General features: G+C 67.9%; 15 protein-coding genes. 3 read left to right on the plus strand and 12 right to left on the minus strand.

What is annotated here, in order from left to right; translation table 11 throughout:
• Nucleotides 1–551: 551 nt before the first annotated feature.
• Nucleotides 552–782, minus strand: coding sequence for an RNA-binding S4 domain-containing protein (locus ACXJKR_RS11100; RefSeq protein ID WP_457322893.1), 231 nt, complete (start codon nucleotides 780–782; stop codon nucleotides 552–554).
• 256 nt (nucleotides 783–1,038) lie between these two features.
• Between ACXJKR_RS11100 and ACXJKR_RS11105 the strand changes: the two genes are divergently transcribed.
• Complete coding sequence (locus ACXJKR_RS11105) at nucleotides 1,039–1,776, plus strand: PEP-CTERM sorting domain-containing protein (protein WP_457322894.1); 738 nt, start codon at nucleotides 1,039–1,041, stop codon at nucleotides 1,774–1,776.
• A gap of 90 nt (nucleotides 1,777–1,866) precedes the next feature.
• Here ACXJKR_RS11105 and ACXJKR_RS11110 read toward each other — a convergent pair whose 3' ends face one another.
• Genes ACXJKR_RS11110 through ACXJKR_RS11125 form a run of 4 tightly spaced genes read right to left on the minus strand, consistent with a single transcriptional unit; the run spans nucleotide 1,867 to nucleotide 6,042 of the window.
• The gene (locus ACXJKR_RS11110) at nucleotides 1,867–3,582 is read right to left on the minus strand and encodes a thiamine pyrophosphate-binding protein (RefSeq protein WP_457322895.1); all 1,716 of its coding nucleotides are present in this window, start codon (nucleotides 3,580–3,582) and stop codon (nucleotides 1,867–1,869) included.
• A gap of 30 nt (nucleotides 3,583–3,612) precedes the next feature.
• The gene (locus tag ACXJKR_RS11115) at nucleotides 3,613–4,104 is read right to left on the minus strand and encodes a hypothetical protein (protein WP_457322896.1); all 492 of its coding nucleotides are present in this window, start codon (nucleotides 4,102–4,104) and stop codon (nucleotides 3,613–3,615) included.
• A 41-nt stretch (nucleotides 4,105–4,145) separates the two neighbouring features.
• Nucleotides 4,146–4,706 (minus strand): Lcl domain-containing protein, encoded by a 561-nt coding sequence (locus tag ACXJKR_RS11120; RefSeq protein ID WP_457322897.1) that lies wholly within the window; start codon nucleotides 4,704–4,706, stop codon nucleotides 4,146–4,148.
• Nucleotides 4,707–4,716: 10 nt separating this feature from the next.
• Entirely contained in the window at nucleotides 4,717–6,042 is a 1,326-nt protein-coding gene (locus ACXJKR_RS11125) for a hypothetical protein (protein ID WP_457322898.1), read from the minus strand.
• Between the two features lie 97 nt (nucleotides 6,043–6,139).
• Here ACXJKR_RS11125 and ACXJKR_RS11130 point away from each other — a divergent pair, with 97 nt between their 5' ends.
• The gene (locus ACXJKR_RS11130) at nucleotides 6,140–6,712 is read left to right on the plus strand and encodes a YceI family protein (protein ID WP_457322899.1); all 573 of its coding nucleotides are present in this window, start codon (nucleotides 6,140–6,142) and stop codon (nucleotides 6,710–6,712) included.
• Between the two features lie 50 nt (nucleotides 6,713–6,762).
• Here the strand turns inward: ACXJKR_RS11130 and ACXJKR_RS11135 are convergent, their stop codons facing one another.
• The 5 genes from ACXJKR_RS11135 to ACXJKR_RS11155 all read right to left on the minus strand — a co-directional run bounded on the left by ACXJKR_RS11135 (nucleotide 6,763) and on the right by ACXJKR_RS11155 (nucleotide 11,508).
• Nucleotides 6,763–8,940 (minus strand): S46 family peptidase, encoded by a 2,178-nt coding sequence (locus ACXJKR_RS11135; protein WP_457322900.1) that lies wholly within the window; start codon nucleotides 8,938–8,940, stop codon nucleotides 6,763–6,765.
• A 119-nt stretch (nucleotides 8,941–9,059) separates the two neighbouring features.
• Nucleotides 9,060–9,428: a hypothetical protein gene (locus ACXJKR_RS11140; RefSeq protein ID WP_056198000.1), complete on the minus strand. Its 369-nt coding sequence runs from the start codon at nucleotides 9,426–9,428 to the stop codon at nucleotides 9,060–9,062.
• Between the two features lie 109 nt (nucleotides 9,429–9,537).
• Nucleotides 9,538–10,365 (minus strand): cupin domain-containing protein, encoded by an 828-nt coding sequence (locus tag ACXJKR_RS11145; protein ID WP_056198002.1) that lies wholly within the window; start codon nucleotides 10,363–10,365, stop codon nucleotides 9,538–9,540.
• A gap of 12 nt (nucleotides 10,366–10,377) precedes the next feature.
• Nucleotides 10,378–11,091 (minus strand): sigma-70 family RNA polymerase sigma factor, encoded by a 714-nt coding sequence (locus ACXJKR_RS11150; RefSeq protein ID WP_457322901.1) that lies wholly within the window; start codon nucleotides 11,089–11,091, stop codon nucleotides 10,378–10,380.
• 9 nt (nucleotides 11,092–11,100) lie between these two features.
• Nucleotides 11,101–11,508: a cupin domain-containing protein gene (locus tag ACXJKR_RS11155; protein WP_056198005.1), complete on the minus strand. Its 408-nt coding sequence runs from the start codon at nucleotides 11,506–11,508 to the stop codon at nucleotides 11,101–11,103.
• A gap of 85 nt (nucleotides 11,509–11,593) precedes the next feature.
• Between ACXJKR_RS11155 and ACXJKR_RS11160 the strand changes: the two genes are divergently transcribed.
• On the plus strand, nucleotides 11,594–12,079 hold the full coding sequence (locus ACXJKR_RS11160; RefSeq protein ID WP_056198007.1) for an SRPBCC family protein: 486 nt from the start codon (nucleotides 11,594–11,596) through the stop codon (nucleotides 12,077–12,079).
• 152 nt (nucleotides 12,080–12,231) lie between these two features.
• On the opposite strand, the gene dcd is transcribed toward ACXJKR_RS11160, so the two are convergent.
• Both dcd and ACXJKR_RS11170 read right to left on the minus strand, forming a co-directional pair.
• Nucleotides 12,232–12,798 (minus strand): dCTP deaminase, encoded by a 567-nt coding sequence (gene dcd, locus ACXJKR_RS11165; RefSeq protein ID WP_056198009.1) that lies wholly within the window; start codon nucleotides 12,796–12,798, stop codon nucleotides 12,232–12,234.
• Nucleotides 12,799–12,812: 14 nt separating this feature from the next.
• A partial coding sequence (locus ACXJKR_RS11170; protein WP_457322902.1) for an ABC transporter substrate-binding protein occupies nucleotides 12,813–13,576 on the minus strand: 764 nt, incomplete at its 5' end.

Below are 13,576 nucleotides of genomic sequence, written 5' to 3' on the forward strand. Positions count from 1 at the left end.
GGTGTCCAACCTGGCTCCGCGTTTCGCCTCGATTGCGGCCGTTTTGCCGCTCACGGGGGGCACTAGCCCCCTGATTCGGTGGACTGGGTTCATGGCATGTCTCCTGGCGCGCTCGTACAGCGCGCGCTTTGTCTTTGTTGGGCATGCCGCCCCCTGGGCTCGAGCGTTCGCAAGGAAGCAGGCGCAGGCCCGCCCGGCACCGACCCGTCAGGGATCAGGCGCGCAGCGCTTCAGCAATGGCAGGGGACGGGGGATCGGCGGCAGGCCGAGATGGCGCTTCGGCCCTCGCGGCACCGGCTCGCTTGGGCGTCAAACAGGGGAGCGGGCACAGCAGGCGCCTCGCACTGCGTCGGCTGACGAAACCCCGGCCACCCGGCGGTATCCGGTCAGCGGTTTCGGCTCAGCGAGCAGTTGGAACAGTGTTTCGTTTTTGGGATTGACGGTCAACGCCGGGCAATCCCTGAGGGCATTTGTTCAGGGGGCGAGGCGAACCCGCAGGCAGCGTTGTCGGCCGCTCGCACGATGAACGCCTCACCGTCATGACGGCCGAGTCAATCGCCGCTCGGCCCCTGGATCACCCTGACCTGCTGGCCGCCAAACTCAACGAGCTGGCCGGCGCGCATCTTGGCCGTCTTGCGCAACTCGACTTGGCCGTCCACCCTGACCTCACCGGCCGTGATCAGCGCGCGCGCCCGGCCGCCGCTGTCGGCCAGGCCGGTGGCTTTGAGCAATTTGTCGAGTTCGATGAACTCGCCGCGCAGTGGGAGGTCGATGGCAGGCATGCCGGGATTGTCGTCGCCGCGCTCCCGCGCGCGCTGCTCGACGTGGCCGTATGCTGGCCCGCGCAAGGTCATCATTTATTCCCACCCCCCTAGAATATCTATGTCGAAAACATTGACAGTCATTTCATTCGGACACACCCGTGAATAGGAATTAGTGTGTACCAACAATGACTTAGGTAACTTGGCACGGGTGGTGCTAACGGAGGTTGTCTGGCGGTTTTTTCCGCATCTTCAGCAACCCTCAAGGGAGTTCTCGATGACCAAGTTCCTTACCTCCGTGGCACTTGCCGCAGGCCTGATGGCCGCTGGCAGCGCCAACGCCTACCTCGTCTTCACCGGCGTCGACAACAACGGCAATGCCAGCGCACAAGTCGCTCCCACGAACTCGATGGCTGCTGAAACCAGCTTCAAGAGCAACCTCGTCGGCGTTGGCACGGAAAACTTCGAAACCCGTGCTGGCGGCGCGCCGCTGGCCCTGGACTTCGGCGCTGCCGGCACCGCCACGCTGAACGGCGCTGGCTCTGTCGCCACCAACACCGCCGGCAACACCAACGGCGCTGGCCGCTACTCTGTCCCCGGTGGCACCCGCTACTGGGAAGTGTCTGCCGGTGGCGGCAGCCCCTTCCAAGTGGACTTCACCAATTCCCTGGCAGCCTTCGGCTTCTACGGCATTGACCTGGGCGACTTCGGCGGCACCCTGACGCTGGAACTCTCCAAGGGCGGCGTCGTGGTCGGCTCGCAAGTCGTCACCACCGCAGCGCAGAACGTCGCTGACGGCAGCGTCCTGTACTTCGGCCTGATCGCCTCCAACGCCTCTGAAGAATTCGACCGGGTCCGCTTCCTGTCGACCGTCGGCAGCGGCGACATCTTCGCCTTCGACAGCTTCACGATCGGCACCAAGGAACAAGTGCGTCAGCTGCCCGAGCCGGCCAGCCTGGCACTCGTCGCCGGTTCGCTGCTGGGCCTGGGCCTGGTGCGCCGTCGCCGCGCCTGATAGAGCATCAGCTCACGCCAAAACGGCGGCCTTCGGGCCGCCGTTTTTTCTTGGGTCGCGCCGTTTTGCACCGCCGCGTGCAATGTCAGCTCAAGCGTGACCGACCTTCAGCGCCGCTTCGCGGATGGCGGTCAGCGTCGTGCGCGAGGTGCTGACGTCGGACGACAGCCGCAGGTGGATCAGCGCCGGCCGGCCCGCCGCTATTGCCGCATCCAATGCCGGGCCGACCTGCTCCGTGCTCTCGGCCTTGAAGGCCACGAAGCCGAAGGCCTCGGCGAGTTGGGCGAAGTCGGGGTTGAAGAGGTCACTGCCCGACACGCGGCCCGGGTACTCGCGCTCCTGGTGCATGCGGATGGTGCCGTAGGTGCCGTTGTCCACGACCACGACGAGCAGCTTCTTGGCGCCATAGCCGGTGGCCGTGGCCAGTTCCTGGCCCGTCATCAGGAAGTCGCCGTCGCCGGCGATGTTGACGACCCAGCGGTCCTGCTGCAGCAATGAGGCAGCGACCGCGGCGGGCACGCCATAGCCCATGGCGCCCGAGGTTGGCGCCAGCTGGCTGCGGCCCTCGCGGTGCAGCGCCGTGTAGCGATGGAAGCGGTGCAGCCAGCCGCTGTAGTTGCCGGCGCCGTTGGTGARGATGGTGCCCTCGGGCAGCTTGGCGTCGATGAGGCGGATGACCTCGGCCATGTCCAGCGGCGCCACCGGCACGGGCACGAGGTTGGCCTCGTAGTCGGCATGGGCCGACTCAGCCCATGCGCGCCAGGGGATGTCGGCGGGCGGCGTCAGCGCGGCCAGGGCCGGGGCGGCCGCGCTCATGCTCGCGTTGATGAGCAGCTCGGCCGTGTAGACGCGGCCCAACTCCTCGGCACCGGCGTGGATGTGGATGAGCGCTTGAGCGGGCCTTGGCGCCTGCAGCAGCGTGTAGCCACCGGTCRTCATCTCGCCCAGGCGCGGGCCGATGGCGAGGATGAGGTCGGCCTCCTTCACGCGCGCGGCCAGCCGGGCATTGATGCCGATGCCCACGTCGCCGGCGTACAGCGGATGGCGGTTGTCGAACAGGTCCTGAAAGCGGAATGCGCAGCCCACCGGCAAGCCCCACGCCTCGGCAAAGGCCTGCAGCGCGGCGGTGGACTCAGGCGTCCAGCCGCCGCCGCCGGCGATAACGAAAGGCTTCCTGGCCGCTGCCAGGCGCTCGCACAGCTCGGCCAGGGCGGCCGGCGTCGGCGCCGCTTCGGCGGGACGCACGGGCGGCAGCACGGGCGCCGTGATGGGTTTGGTCAGCATGTCCTCGGGCAACACCAGCACAACCGGGCCGGGCCGGCCCTGCATGGCGGTATGGAAGGCACGTGCCACGTACTCGGGCAGGCGCTCGGCGTCGTGCACCTCGCCCACCCACTTCGCCATGCCCAGCGTGCCGGGGCCGAACATCTGGCGGTAGTCCACCTCCTGGAAGGCCTCGCGGTCGCGCTGGTCGCTGGCGACCTGGCCGATGAAGAGGATCATCGGCGTCGAATCCTGGAAGGCCGTGTGCAGGCCGATGCTGGCGTTCGTCGCGCCCGGCCCGCGGGTCACGAAACAGATGCCGGGCCGGCCGGTCAACTTGCCCTGCGCCTCAGCCATGAAGGCCGCGCCGCCCTCCTGGCGGCAGGCGATGAAGCGGATCTTGTCGGCGTACTCGTGGAAGCCATCGAGCACGGCGAGGTAGGACTCGCCAGGAACGCCGAAGGCCGTGCCGACGCCCTGGGCAATCAGTGCCTCGACCAGCTTGTGGCCGGCCAGACGGGGGGTGGTAGCTTGTCTAGTCATGTTGGGACTTTAGCTGGCGGCTGCTCCACTTCAGCGGCTCCCGTTGACTGCCCGTTCTATGGCCCGCTCCCTCAGCGTGTCGTCACGCGTCAGGTCCAACGCCTTGTGAAGCGACGACGGTCCGCTGCTGGATTCGGCCGGCTTGCTGACCGGCGTGGCCGGCAGCACGTTGACGGGCGCTGCTGTCACGGCCAGCTCCTGGTGGCCGGGCGGGCACTCGACATTCGTATACGAAACCTGCTGGCCTTTGACACATTTGCGCAAGCCTGCCGGCCGGGACCTGGCCGACGTGGAGGTAGCGGCATCGGCCGCCGGGCGGGCGGCGACCAACGGCTCGCCGAGGCTCGGTGCCGATGTGCTTGACGCGCGCGCTGCCCCCAGCCATGCCTGAAGCTGTTCCTGCTTCTGCCAGACCAGGCCGAGTGCGGCAAGAAGAATCGTCGCAATCGCAAGGCTACGCAGTGACATGGCAGAACCGGGAAAACGTGGTGGCGACCACTTTACCGGCGAGGCGAACGTCACATCGGGCACGTCCTACCTGAGTTCCCCGCTGAAGGAGCCCGTCAGGGCGCCAGCGTGCGCACGAGACGCACCAGCTGCTTCTCGCGCTTGGGACTGCTGCGCACCGCGCCGCCAGGCTGCTCCACCACCCAACCCGTCTGAGGGGACAGCCGGTCGACCTGCCGCTCGGTCGTACCGCGCTGCACGTTGGCGTAGCTGTAGGTGTTCACGGCTTCGCTCTCGATGCGCGCGGTGCTGGTCCAGTACCAGCCACTGGGCGCATCGGGCATGAGCACGGCGGCTTGCTGCTTGCCGCCGATGTGTTCGGGCAGGCGCTTGAACTCCTGCGCGCGGGGCACGCGCCAGAGCCGGCCTTCGGCCTCGCTGCGCGTGCGGGCCGACACCAGCGCCTCGGCATGGGTGAAGAGCTTGATCTCGCCGTCGCAGCGCCGACCATCCCAGTGCCTGCCCTCCACACAGCGTGACCAGGCCAGCCCGGTGGCAGCGTCGATCAGCTCTTGGCCATCGGCACTGGGCGTGAGCTTGGGAGCGGCGTCCTTCGCCATCACGGCGCAAGGCATGGCCAGAGCAAGAGCCAAGGCGGCAATCACGCAGGTTCGCATACGGTCTCCATCATCGTCCGGCCGCCTGCACCAGCGCGGCGGCCTCGGTCGGGCTCACGGCCCCCTCGCCCGCCAGCTCGACGACAACGAGATAGCCCGCCAGGTCATTGCGCGGGCTGGCGGCCGCATAGGTCTGCGCCAGCGTCAGCTGCCGGCTGGCAAGAAGGCGGCCAGTGGCGGGGTCCCAGTCTTCGTTGGAGATCATGCAGCCCTGCTGCGGCGTACCGGGAAAGTAGCTCGTGCCGGCGTAGTAGGCCGGATTGAGGGTCGTGCCGTGGATGAGCAGCTCGTCGCGCCCGGCGCGGCCGGCCAGCCAGGCTTCCTTGATGCCGGAATAGGCCCGCCAACTCGGCGGCAGGAAGCTCTCATAGACGGCCTCGCTCCATTCGATGGAGGGGTCAGCGTGCTCGAACTCGGCCACCGTCGCCTCGATGGGCAGCTTGCTGTGCAGATAGGGCGTGGGGCCGATGTTGGGATTGGTGGCCGTGCCAGCGCCGACGACAGTGAAAACGCCTTGCGGCGTGTTGCCGTTGGTGATGGTGCCCGGCAGGCCGCTGCGCGAGAGTGCAAGCTGCGGCTGGGCGAAGAGCCGGCCGCTCGCATCACGCACGAAGCGGCCATCGGCAGCGCGCACCAGCACGAGGCCCATGTCGGCACGGCCACGGCGTTGCAGGCTGTAGATGACGGGCAGGCCCGGCCGCAGCGGCGCGGCGAGCAGGTCGGCCAGCGGCGGCTGGGCCATGCGCACGGGGGCCACGTCGTCCATCAGCGCCACCAGCCGCGGGTCGTCGCGCCATTGCGGGAACTGGCGGGGCACGAGGTCGCGGACGAATTCCGCATAACCGGGGTTCATCGCTTTCAGCGTGTAGGCCGCGATGGCGAAAGGCTTGCTCGCCGTGAGCTGGGTCAGCAGCGGCTGCAACGCGGCCTGCACTGCAGCTTCGTTCGGGGCCGCGTACAGAGCACGCGCCGCGGTCAGCAGCGCACGCTGGTAGTCCACGTCCCGGCTGGCCAGAGTCGGCAGGGCCTGCAGCAGCAGCAGCCGGGCGGCGTCGATCTCCAGGTTGTACTGGGCCACCAGATCGAAGAGCCTGGGCAATGCGGCATCGCGCTCGGGGCCAGGCGGCAGGGCGATGCGGGCACGGATGTCGGCCAGGGCCGCCTCGCGCTGGGCACGTTCGCCCGCCGTCGACATGGCGGGCCAGCTGAAATCGGCCGGGCGCAACGCCAGCAGTTCTGCGGCGCTGTAGCGCTTCTCGGCGGTTGGCTGGGGCTTCAGGGGCGCACAGGCAGCAAGGGCGAGCGCGAGCAGGGTGAGGAGGAGACGGGCGATCATGGGGCAGGGAAATTTGCAGGCTGCTGTCGAAATCGCGCGGCCCGCTTCGTCATAGTGTCAGGCAAGCGCCTTTCATCACCCTTCACAGGAGATTCCCATGAACCGACTGACCCTGCTCCCCGTCTTGTTCGCCGCCACGCTAGCCCAGGCCGCACCCGCCACCTATGTCGTCGACCCGGCCCACACCTACCCCAGCTTCGAGGCCGACCACATGGGTATGTCCTTCTGGCGCGGCAAGCTGACGAAGAACTCGGGCACCATCGTCTTCGACAAGGCCAATGGCAGCGGCAGCGTCGACGTGCAGATGGACCTGGCCAGCATCGACTTCGGTCTGGAAGCCATGAACGGCTGGGCCAAGGGCAAGGATTTCTTCAACCTGGAGAAGAGCCCGGCCAGCGCCAGCTTCAAGGGCCGCTTCGAGGGCGCGACAGGCGGCGTGCCGTCACGGCTCGTTGGCGAGCTGACATTGAACGGCAAGACCAAGCCGATGACGCTGGCCATCCACCAGCTCAAGTGCATGCCCCACCCGATGTTCAAGCGGGACTGGTGTGGTGCCGACGCCTCGGGCTCGTTCAACCGCGAAGACTTCGGCCTCACCGCGGGCAAGGACTGGGGCTTCAAGATGGATGTGAACCTGCGCATCCAGGTGGAGGCGGTGGCCAAGGAATAAGCCAAAGAAAAACCGGCCCCTGGAGGCCGGTTTGCATTGGACGCGCTAGCTTACTTCACACCCATCTCGTCGAGCAGCCGCGTCGTCTTGTCCACCGTGCTCATCTGCCAAAGCATGTAGCGCGCGTCCAGCGAGATGCTGCGGACCATCTTGGGGTCGAAGCTCCAGTCCGAGATCACCGCGTCCAGCGTGCCATCGAACAGCAGGCCCACCAGCTCGGCGTTCTTGTTCAGCACCGGCGAGCCGGAGTTGCCACCGGTCGTGTCCAGCGTGGACAGGAAGTTCACGGGCACCGAGTCCAGGCCCTTCACGTAGTACTTGCCGAAGTTGCGCGCCTTGATGGCGGCGAGCTGCTCGGCGGGCGCGTTGAACTCGCCGCCGGCCTCGTCGGGGCCCTTGTGCTTGGCGACGATGCCGCGCAGCGTCGTGAACGGCGTCCAGGTGCTGCCGTCGGTGCCGGGGTTGCGGCCCTCGACCTTGCCGTAGCTGATGCGCAGCGTGCTGTTGGCATCGGCGTAGACGGCCTCGCCGCGGCTGGCGTGGTAGTCAATCATGGCCTGCTGCACGCCGGCATAGGCCTTCTGCAGCTTGCCGCCGAGTTCCTTGTCGCGGTTCTCGAGGCGGCGGTCATCGTCGTACAGCGCGACGGCGGCCTTGATGAAKGCGTCGTCGCTGGCCTTGAAGGCCGCCACGTCCTTGTCCAGCCAGGCCATGCGCACGGCGGTGTCGGAGAGCTTGCTGCCCGCGTAGAGCTTGTCCAGCTGGGCACGGATGCTGGCTTCGTCCTGACCAGTCTTGAGGCCGTATGCATCCACCCAGGCCGGGTTCAGCGTGTTGGCCGGCTGGGCCAGGTACTGGGCCAGGAAGTGCGAGGCCAGGCGCTTGTCGGTCTGCTCGTCGTAGCGGCGGTCCAGCGTCTGCTGGGCGGCGCGCAGGCGCGGCAGGTCGCGCTCCTGGTAGCCGGACTTGCGCTCGGCATCGGGCTTGGCGCGCTCCTGCGCCACGAGGTAGAGCTGGCGGGCCGAAGTCAGCAGGGCGGGCGTCATGAAATTGGCCAGCAGCTCGGCGCGCGTGATGGCCTCGCGCTCAGCCAGCAGGCTTTGCGCCGCGGCGACATCGGCGCCATAGCGGGCCTTGCGTTCTGGCGAGCCGTTGACCCAGGCCTTGAGCTTGTCGAACTCGGCCTTCTTGCGGGCCAGGATGTCGCTGCCGTCGTAGCTCTGCTGCTGGCCCTGCAGGTTCTTGTAGTAGTTCTGCAGGCCCTGCATGCGCGCGGCCATCTTGATCTCGCCGTCACGGCGGCCGGCGGTCTCGGCCTTGATCAGGTCGATGGCCTCGCCCATCACGCGGGCCTGCGTGGGCTGCTGCCAGCCGAAGGCGAAGTCGACCTCGGTGGGCAGGCGGTGGCGGTCGGTGCGGCCCGGGTAGCCGGCCACCATGACGAAGTCGCCGGCGTTCAGGGGGCTGCTCGCCATCTTCAGGTGATGCTTGGGCAGATAGGGCTTGTTGTCCTTGCTGAACTCGGCCGGCTTGCCGTCCGGGCCCACATAGGCGCGGTAGAAGCTGTAGTCGCCGGTGTGGCGCGGCCAGACCCAGTTGTCGGCGTCGCCGCCGAACAGGCCCACGCCGGTGGCCGGCGCGTGCACGAGGCGCACGTCGCGGATCTCGAGCTGCTTGATGAGCTGGTACTGCAGGCCGCCGAAGAAGGCGTAGACGTTGCAGCGGTGGCCCTTGTCGGCCTCACAGGCGGCCACGAGGCTCTTCTCGGTCGCCTCGATGGCGTCGGTGCGGGCCTTGCCGGTCAGGGCGCGGGTCTTGTCGTTGAGGATCTCGGCGCTGACGTCCTTCAGGTCCACGGTCACCCACATGCGGCTGCCGGGCGCGGCGGGCAGTTCATCGGCCAGCGTGGCGGCGTAGAAGCCGTTCTTCAGCAGGTCGCGGTCGGGCTTGGAGTTGTACTGGATGCTGCCGTAGGCGCAGTGGTGGTTGGTCACCGCCAGGCCCTGGGGCGACACGAAGCTGGCCGTGCAGYCACCCAGCGACACCACGGCACCCATCGGAAAGTCGGTCAGATCCTTGAGCTTGGCCGGGTCCATGGCCAAACCGCCAGCCTTCAGGCTCTTGGCGATCTGCGGCAGTTGCTTGGGCATCCACATGCCTTCGTCGGCATGGGCGGTGGCTGCGGCCAGGGCCGCGAGGGCCAGCAGCGAAAGGGAGTGACGTGTCATGGAGCGGTTCGGCAAAAAGACGAAACCGCGAGGGTAACTCGGGGGCGGCAAATCCCCGGGGTGAGGAAAGGCAGGCTTCGGCTGGCGGGAAGCCCCGCGATCAGGGGACGGTCAGCCCCTCAATGCGTCATACCGATCCATTCGCCGGCGGATTGATAAGCCTCGAACAGGTCCAACGCCAGCTCGCGCAGGCCGGGGTGGTCGCTGGCGTGGCCGTCGGCCAGGCGCTCGTAGGCGTACTGGCGGTCGTAGAGCATGCGCGTCGGGTTGATGGCCAGGCCGGCATCGTTCATCAGCTGGCCAAAGCGCAGCAGGTCGCGGCTGTTGACCGGACCGCTGGTGGCGCCCGCCACCGTCAGGCCGAGAGCGCGGATGTCGCCGAGATTGACGCCCTGCGCGATCTTCAGGCCGCTCCAGGCATGACCCGGGTCGCCCAGGCCGCGGGGTTCGTCGGCGGGGATGGGGATCAGGTGCAGCGGGATGAGCATGACGGGCCTCGGACAGCTTGGCTGTGATGGCTGCCATCGTGCCGGGGCCTCGGCAAAACAAAGACCGGATAAAGCCCGAAAAGACCGGGCTTGTCCGCGCTGATGCCGCTCAAGTGAACTGCAGGTCGAGATCGCCGTGCGCGTAGATGATGACGCCCGTGTCAGTCTCGGTGATGCGGTGGCCGGTGCCCGCGGGGGCCAGTTGGTAGTCGCCTTGCTGCAGCAGGACGTCATCGAGGAAGAGCTCGCCCTGCACCATCAGGCATTCCTCGTCATGGCCGTGGCTGTGCACGGGCACGCTGGCGCCGGGGTCGGCACGGTAGAGCAGCGCGGCCTGGCCGCCGCCCGCCCACAGCACGCGCCGGCGGATGCCGGGCGCGAACTCGGGCCAGCCGGCCTCGGCGTCGCGCACCAGCGTGCGCTCGCTGGCGTGGCCCTCGGCCTCGCGCACGAAGACATGGGCGCCATCGCGGGTGGCGAGCTGCGGCGTATTGCCGGCGGGCAGCAGCAGGAAGTCGCGCAGCCCCAGAAGCTCGCCATCCACATCGACGCTGCCGCGCACGACGAGGAATTCGCGTGCGCCGGCAGCGGCCAGGTCCAGGCGGGCGCCGGGCTGCAGCTCGATGACGCGGGCCGCACGCGGTTCGCCCGGGCGCAACGCCTGGCCCTCGGGGGCACGGTAGAGCCAGCGTTGATGGACGCCGTCGGCCAGCGCCTCGGGCTCGGTGCGGCGACGGCGCACGGTGACCATGCCGCGCTCGGCGTCGAGCGATTGCTGCAGGCGGCCGCTCAGGCGTTCACCGAGGCGGCCGGGCGACGCGGGGGCCGCCCAGGCGCTTGCAAAGGGTTCACTGAGCAACGGCGTCATGTCGTCACCCGCATCGGATTCGGGGCTGGATTCGGGGGCGGATTTGGAGGTAGGGGGCAGCGTCGTCATGGCGTCCTCCCTTCAGGCCGGCAGCGCATGCGCGCCAGTGTCGCCCAAGGCCTCGCGCAGTGTGATCAAGGCGCGGCGGATCTGGGATTTGACGGTGCCCAGCGGCAGGCTGGTCTGGCTGGCGATCTCTTCATGCGACAGGCCATTGAAGAAGGCCAGCGCGACGAGCTGGCGCGGCTGGGGCTTGAGCAGCAGCAGGGCGCGATGCAGTTCGGCATGGCCCTGGGCCACGGCCAGCAGCTCGTCGCCGGACTCGGCCGCGGGCGCCGACAACGGCACGCTCTCTTCGTCGAGCTCCTCATGCTGGAAGCGAGCCTCGCGGCGGATCGCGTCGATGGCGCGCGAGCGGGCCATGCCCAGCAGCCAGGTCAACGGCCGACCGCGCTCGGGGTCAAAACGCGGCGCCTGGCGCCAGACCTGGAAAAACACCTCCTCGGCCACTTCTTCAGCCAGCTGGCTGCGGCGTACCAGCCGCAGCACCAGACCGTAGACGCGCGACAGCGTCGCTTCATACAGGGCCAGCAACGCGCGCTCGTCGTGGTCGACGATGCCCTCGATCCAGGCGGCAAGCTGGGCATCGTCCAGCGACGGGCAGCCGGGCTTGGCGGCAGCCGCCTCGATGGCACCGCCCTCTTCCATATCGGCGTCCGGCAGCTCGACGTCGTCGAACAGCAGCGCCGCATTGGGTGGCTCGTCGACAGCTTCGGTGGGGTGTGGCAGGGTCATGTGATGTCCTCAAACCAACAGTTGGTCCGCATGCGGCTCGGCGCCGCGCAGAAAGATGGTGGCACCCGTCTCGGTGCTGATGCTGGCGTGCAGGCTGCCCGCGCGGGCCAGGTGGTAGCCCCCGGGGCCAACCTCGATCTGGCTGCCGACCTTGAGCGTGCCTTCCAGCACCAGGCATTCCTCATCCACCGGGTGGCGGTGGGCCTCGAGCCGGGCGCCGGGCGCCAAGCGCAGCAGATAGCTCAGAATGCCCTCGTTCTCATGCAAGACCTTGATCTGCACGCCGTCGCCGAAAGGCTGCCAGCCGGCCGCACCCGCGGGCACGGTCAGGTGGCTGTCGTCGGTGTCGGCCACGCGCTCCAGCAGGCGCCGGCGGATGGCGCGGGCCTGGGCGGGGGTGGCGATGGTCGAGGTCATGTAAGGCTGATACGCAGCGGTAAGAATTCCGGATGCAGCGTAAACCTAGGCATCTACCCTGGGTAGCCTGGCGTATCCCCTTTGCATGCCTCAAGTCGCCTTTTTTGACCTTGTCAGCCACTGGCGCCTGGATGCGCCGGTCCCCCGCGTCTGGCAGGCCATCACCCAGACCGAACACTGGCCGCTGTGGTGGCCAGGGGTCGTCGCCGTGAAACGCCTCGTCGACGGCGACGCCCAGGGCGTGGGCCGCCAGCAGCAGCTCACCTTCCGCACCGGCCTGGGCTACCGGCTGCACCTGGTGCTGGAGGTGACGGAAGTGCTGCGCGAAGAGCGCCTGCGCGCCCGGGCGGGCGGCACGCTGGCAGGGGAAGGCATCTGGCTGATGAAGCAAGCCCTGCCGGAGGCGGGCGGGCATACCGACGTCACCTTCGTCTGGCGCGTCACCCTGCCGCCAGGCATCCTGCGCTGGCTGGCGCCGGTGCTGGCGCCCTTGTTTCGCTGGAATCACAAGCGGGTGATGCGGGCGGGTCGGATCGGGTTGGTCCAATATCTGGCGGTGATAGGTGGGTGAGCCTTTGCGGGCCGAGTGCCGGGCCGCTCCCAAGCCGGCCCGCCTTGGCGATGTGCTTGTGGCTCAATGCCGCAAGCATCGCCGTCCCCTTGGGGGACCGGCTGGGTTCGCCCGCGTTCAGCGGCGCGAGACCGGACGAGGGGCTGTCAAGTTCATGCCTTGGGCAGCGTCACTCCCACCTGCCCCTGGTACTTGCCGCCGCGATCCTTGTAGCTGACCTCGCAGACCTCGTCGCTCTCGAAGAACAGCACCTGGGCGCAGCCTTCGCCCGCGTAAATCTTGGCCGGCAGCGGCGTGGTGTTGCTGAACTCCAGCGTCACATAGCCTTCCCACTCGGGCTCGAAGGGGGTCACGTTGACGATGATGCCGCAGCGGGCATAGGTGCTCTTGCCCAGGCACACCGTCAGCACATTGCGCGGGATGCGGAAGTACTCCATCGTGCGCGCCAGTGCGAAGCTGTTGGGCGGGATGATGCAGACGTCCTTGTTGATGTCGACGAAGCTGTTCTCGTCGAAGTTCTTCGGGTCCACCACGGTGCTGTGGATGTTGGTGAAGACCTTGAACTCGGGCGCGCAGCGGATGTCGTAGCCGTAGCTGGAGGTGCCGTAGCTGATGATCTTGCGGCCGTCCTGCTCGCGCACCTGGCCGGGCTCGAAGGGCTCGATCATGCCGTGCTCCTGGCACATGCGGCGGATCCATTTGTCGCTCTTGATACTCATCTCGTTTTCCTTGTTTAGCGCGGCGTCACGCCGTCGAAATACATGCCGCCATCCAGATCCAGGATGAAGCCTTTGACCGCTGCGCGCTCGGGCACGGCCAAGCGCCCGTGGGCGATGGGTGTCCAGGGCAGCTCCGTCATCGCGATGCGCTGGGCCTTGGCGTAGATGGCCTTGCGGTCTTCCTGCTTCAACGCTTGCCTGGCTTCGGCCAGCAGCTTGTCGTAGGTCGGGTTGCACCAGAAGCTGCCGCTGGCCGAGCCGCAGGCGAGCTGGCCGGCCGTGTTGGCGGGCTCTGGGTCGCCATTCCAGCCGCTGAGCGCAGCGTCATGCTCGCCGGCATCGATGCGGCGCAGGTATTCGCCCCACTCATAGGTGACGATGCGCGCGTTGACGCCGACCTTGGCCCAGTCGGATTGGATCATCTGCGCCATGCGCTGGCCGTTGGGGTTGTAGGGGCGCACCACCGGCATGGCCCACAGCGTGATGTCCAGTGGCAGCACGCCGGCCTTCTGCAACATGGCAYGGGCCTTGGCCGGGTCGTAGGGCACGGGCTTGAGCGTGGCGTCATGGGCCCAGTTGGCGGCCGGGATGACGCTGCTGGCCAGCACGCCGGCGTCGCCGTAGACGGTGCGGACGATGGCCGCCTTGTCGATGGCCATGTCCAGGGCCTGGCGCACCTCGACCTTGGACAGGGCCGGGCGCTTGGTGTTGTAGGCCAGGATGCCGATGTTCATGCCGGCCGCTGTCGCCAGTTTGATGTTGGGGTCCTTCTTCAACT

The organism is Roseateles sp. P5_E11 (assembly GCF_054049355.1).

Excerpts from the sequence above, each read along its gene's own strand:
- ACXJKR_RS11105 (WP_457322894.1), top strand. The coding sequence starts at position 1,039 with ATGACCAAGTTCCTTACCTCCGTGGCACTTGCCGCAGGCCTGATGGCC.
- ACXJKR_RS11140 (WP_056198000.1), bottom strand. The coding sequence starts at position 9,428 with ATGCTCATCCCGCTGCACCTGATCCCCATCCCCGCCGACGAACCCCGC.
- ACXJKR_RS11125 (WP_457322898.1), bottom strand. The coding sequence starts at position 6,042 with ATGATCGCCCGTCTCCTCCTCACCCTGCTCGCGCTCGCCCTTGCTGCC.
- ACXJKR_RS11150 (WP_457322901.1), bottom strand. The coding sequence starts at position 11,091 with ATGACCCTGCCACACCCCACCGAAGCTGTCGACGAGCCACCCAATGCG.
- ACXJKR_RS11120 (WP_457322897.1), bottom strand. The coding sequence starts at position 4,706 with ATGCGAACCTGCGTGATTGCCGCCTTGGCTCTTGCTCTGGCCATGCCT.
- ACXJKR_RS11100 (WP_457322893.1), bottom strand. The coding sequence starts at position 782 with ATGCCTGCCATCGACCTCCCACTGCGCGGCGAGTTCATCGAACTCGAC.
- ACXJKR_RS11155 (WP_056198005.1), bottom strand. The coding sequence starts at position 11,508 with ATGACCTCGACCATCGCCACCCCCGCCCAGGCCCGCGCCATCCGCCGG.
- dcd (WP_056198009.1), bottom strand. The coding sequence starts at position 12,798 with ATGAGTATCAAGAGCGACAAATGGATCCGCCGCATGTGCCAGGAGCAC.
- ACXJKR_RS11130 (WP_457322899.1), top strand. The coding sequence starts at position 6,140 with ATGAACCGACTGACCCTGCTCCCCGTCTTGTTCGCCGCCACGCTAGCC.
- ACXJKR_RS11160 (WP_056198007.1), top strand. The coding sequence starts at position 11,594 with ATGCCTCAAGTCGCCTTTTTTGACCTTGTCAGCCACTGGCGCCTGGAT.
- ACXJKR_RS11145 (WP_056198002.1), bottom strand. The coding sequence starts at position 10,365 with ATGACGACGCTGCCCCCTACCTCCAAATCCGCCCCCGAATCCAGCCCC.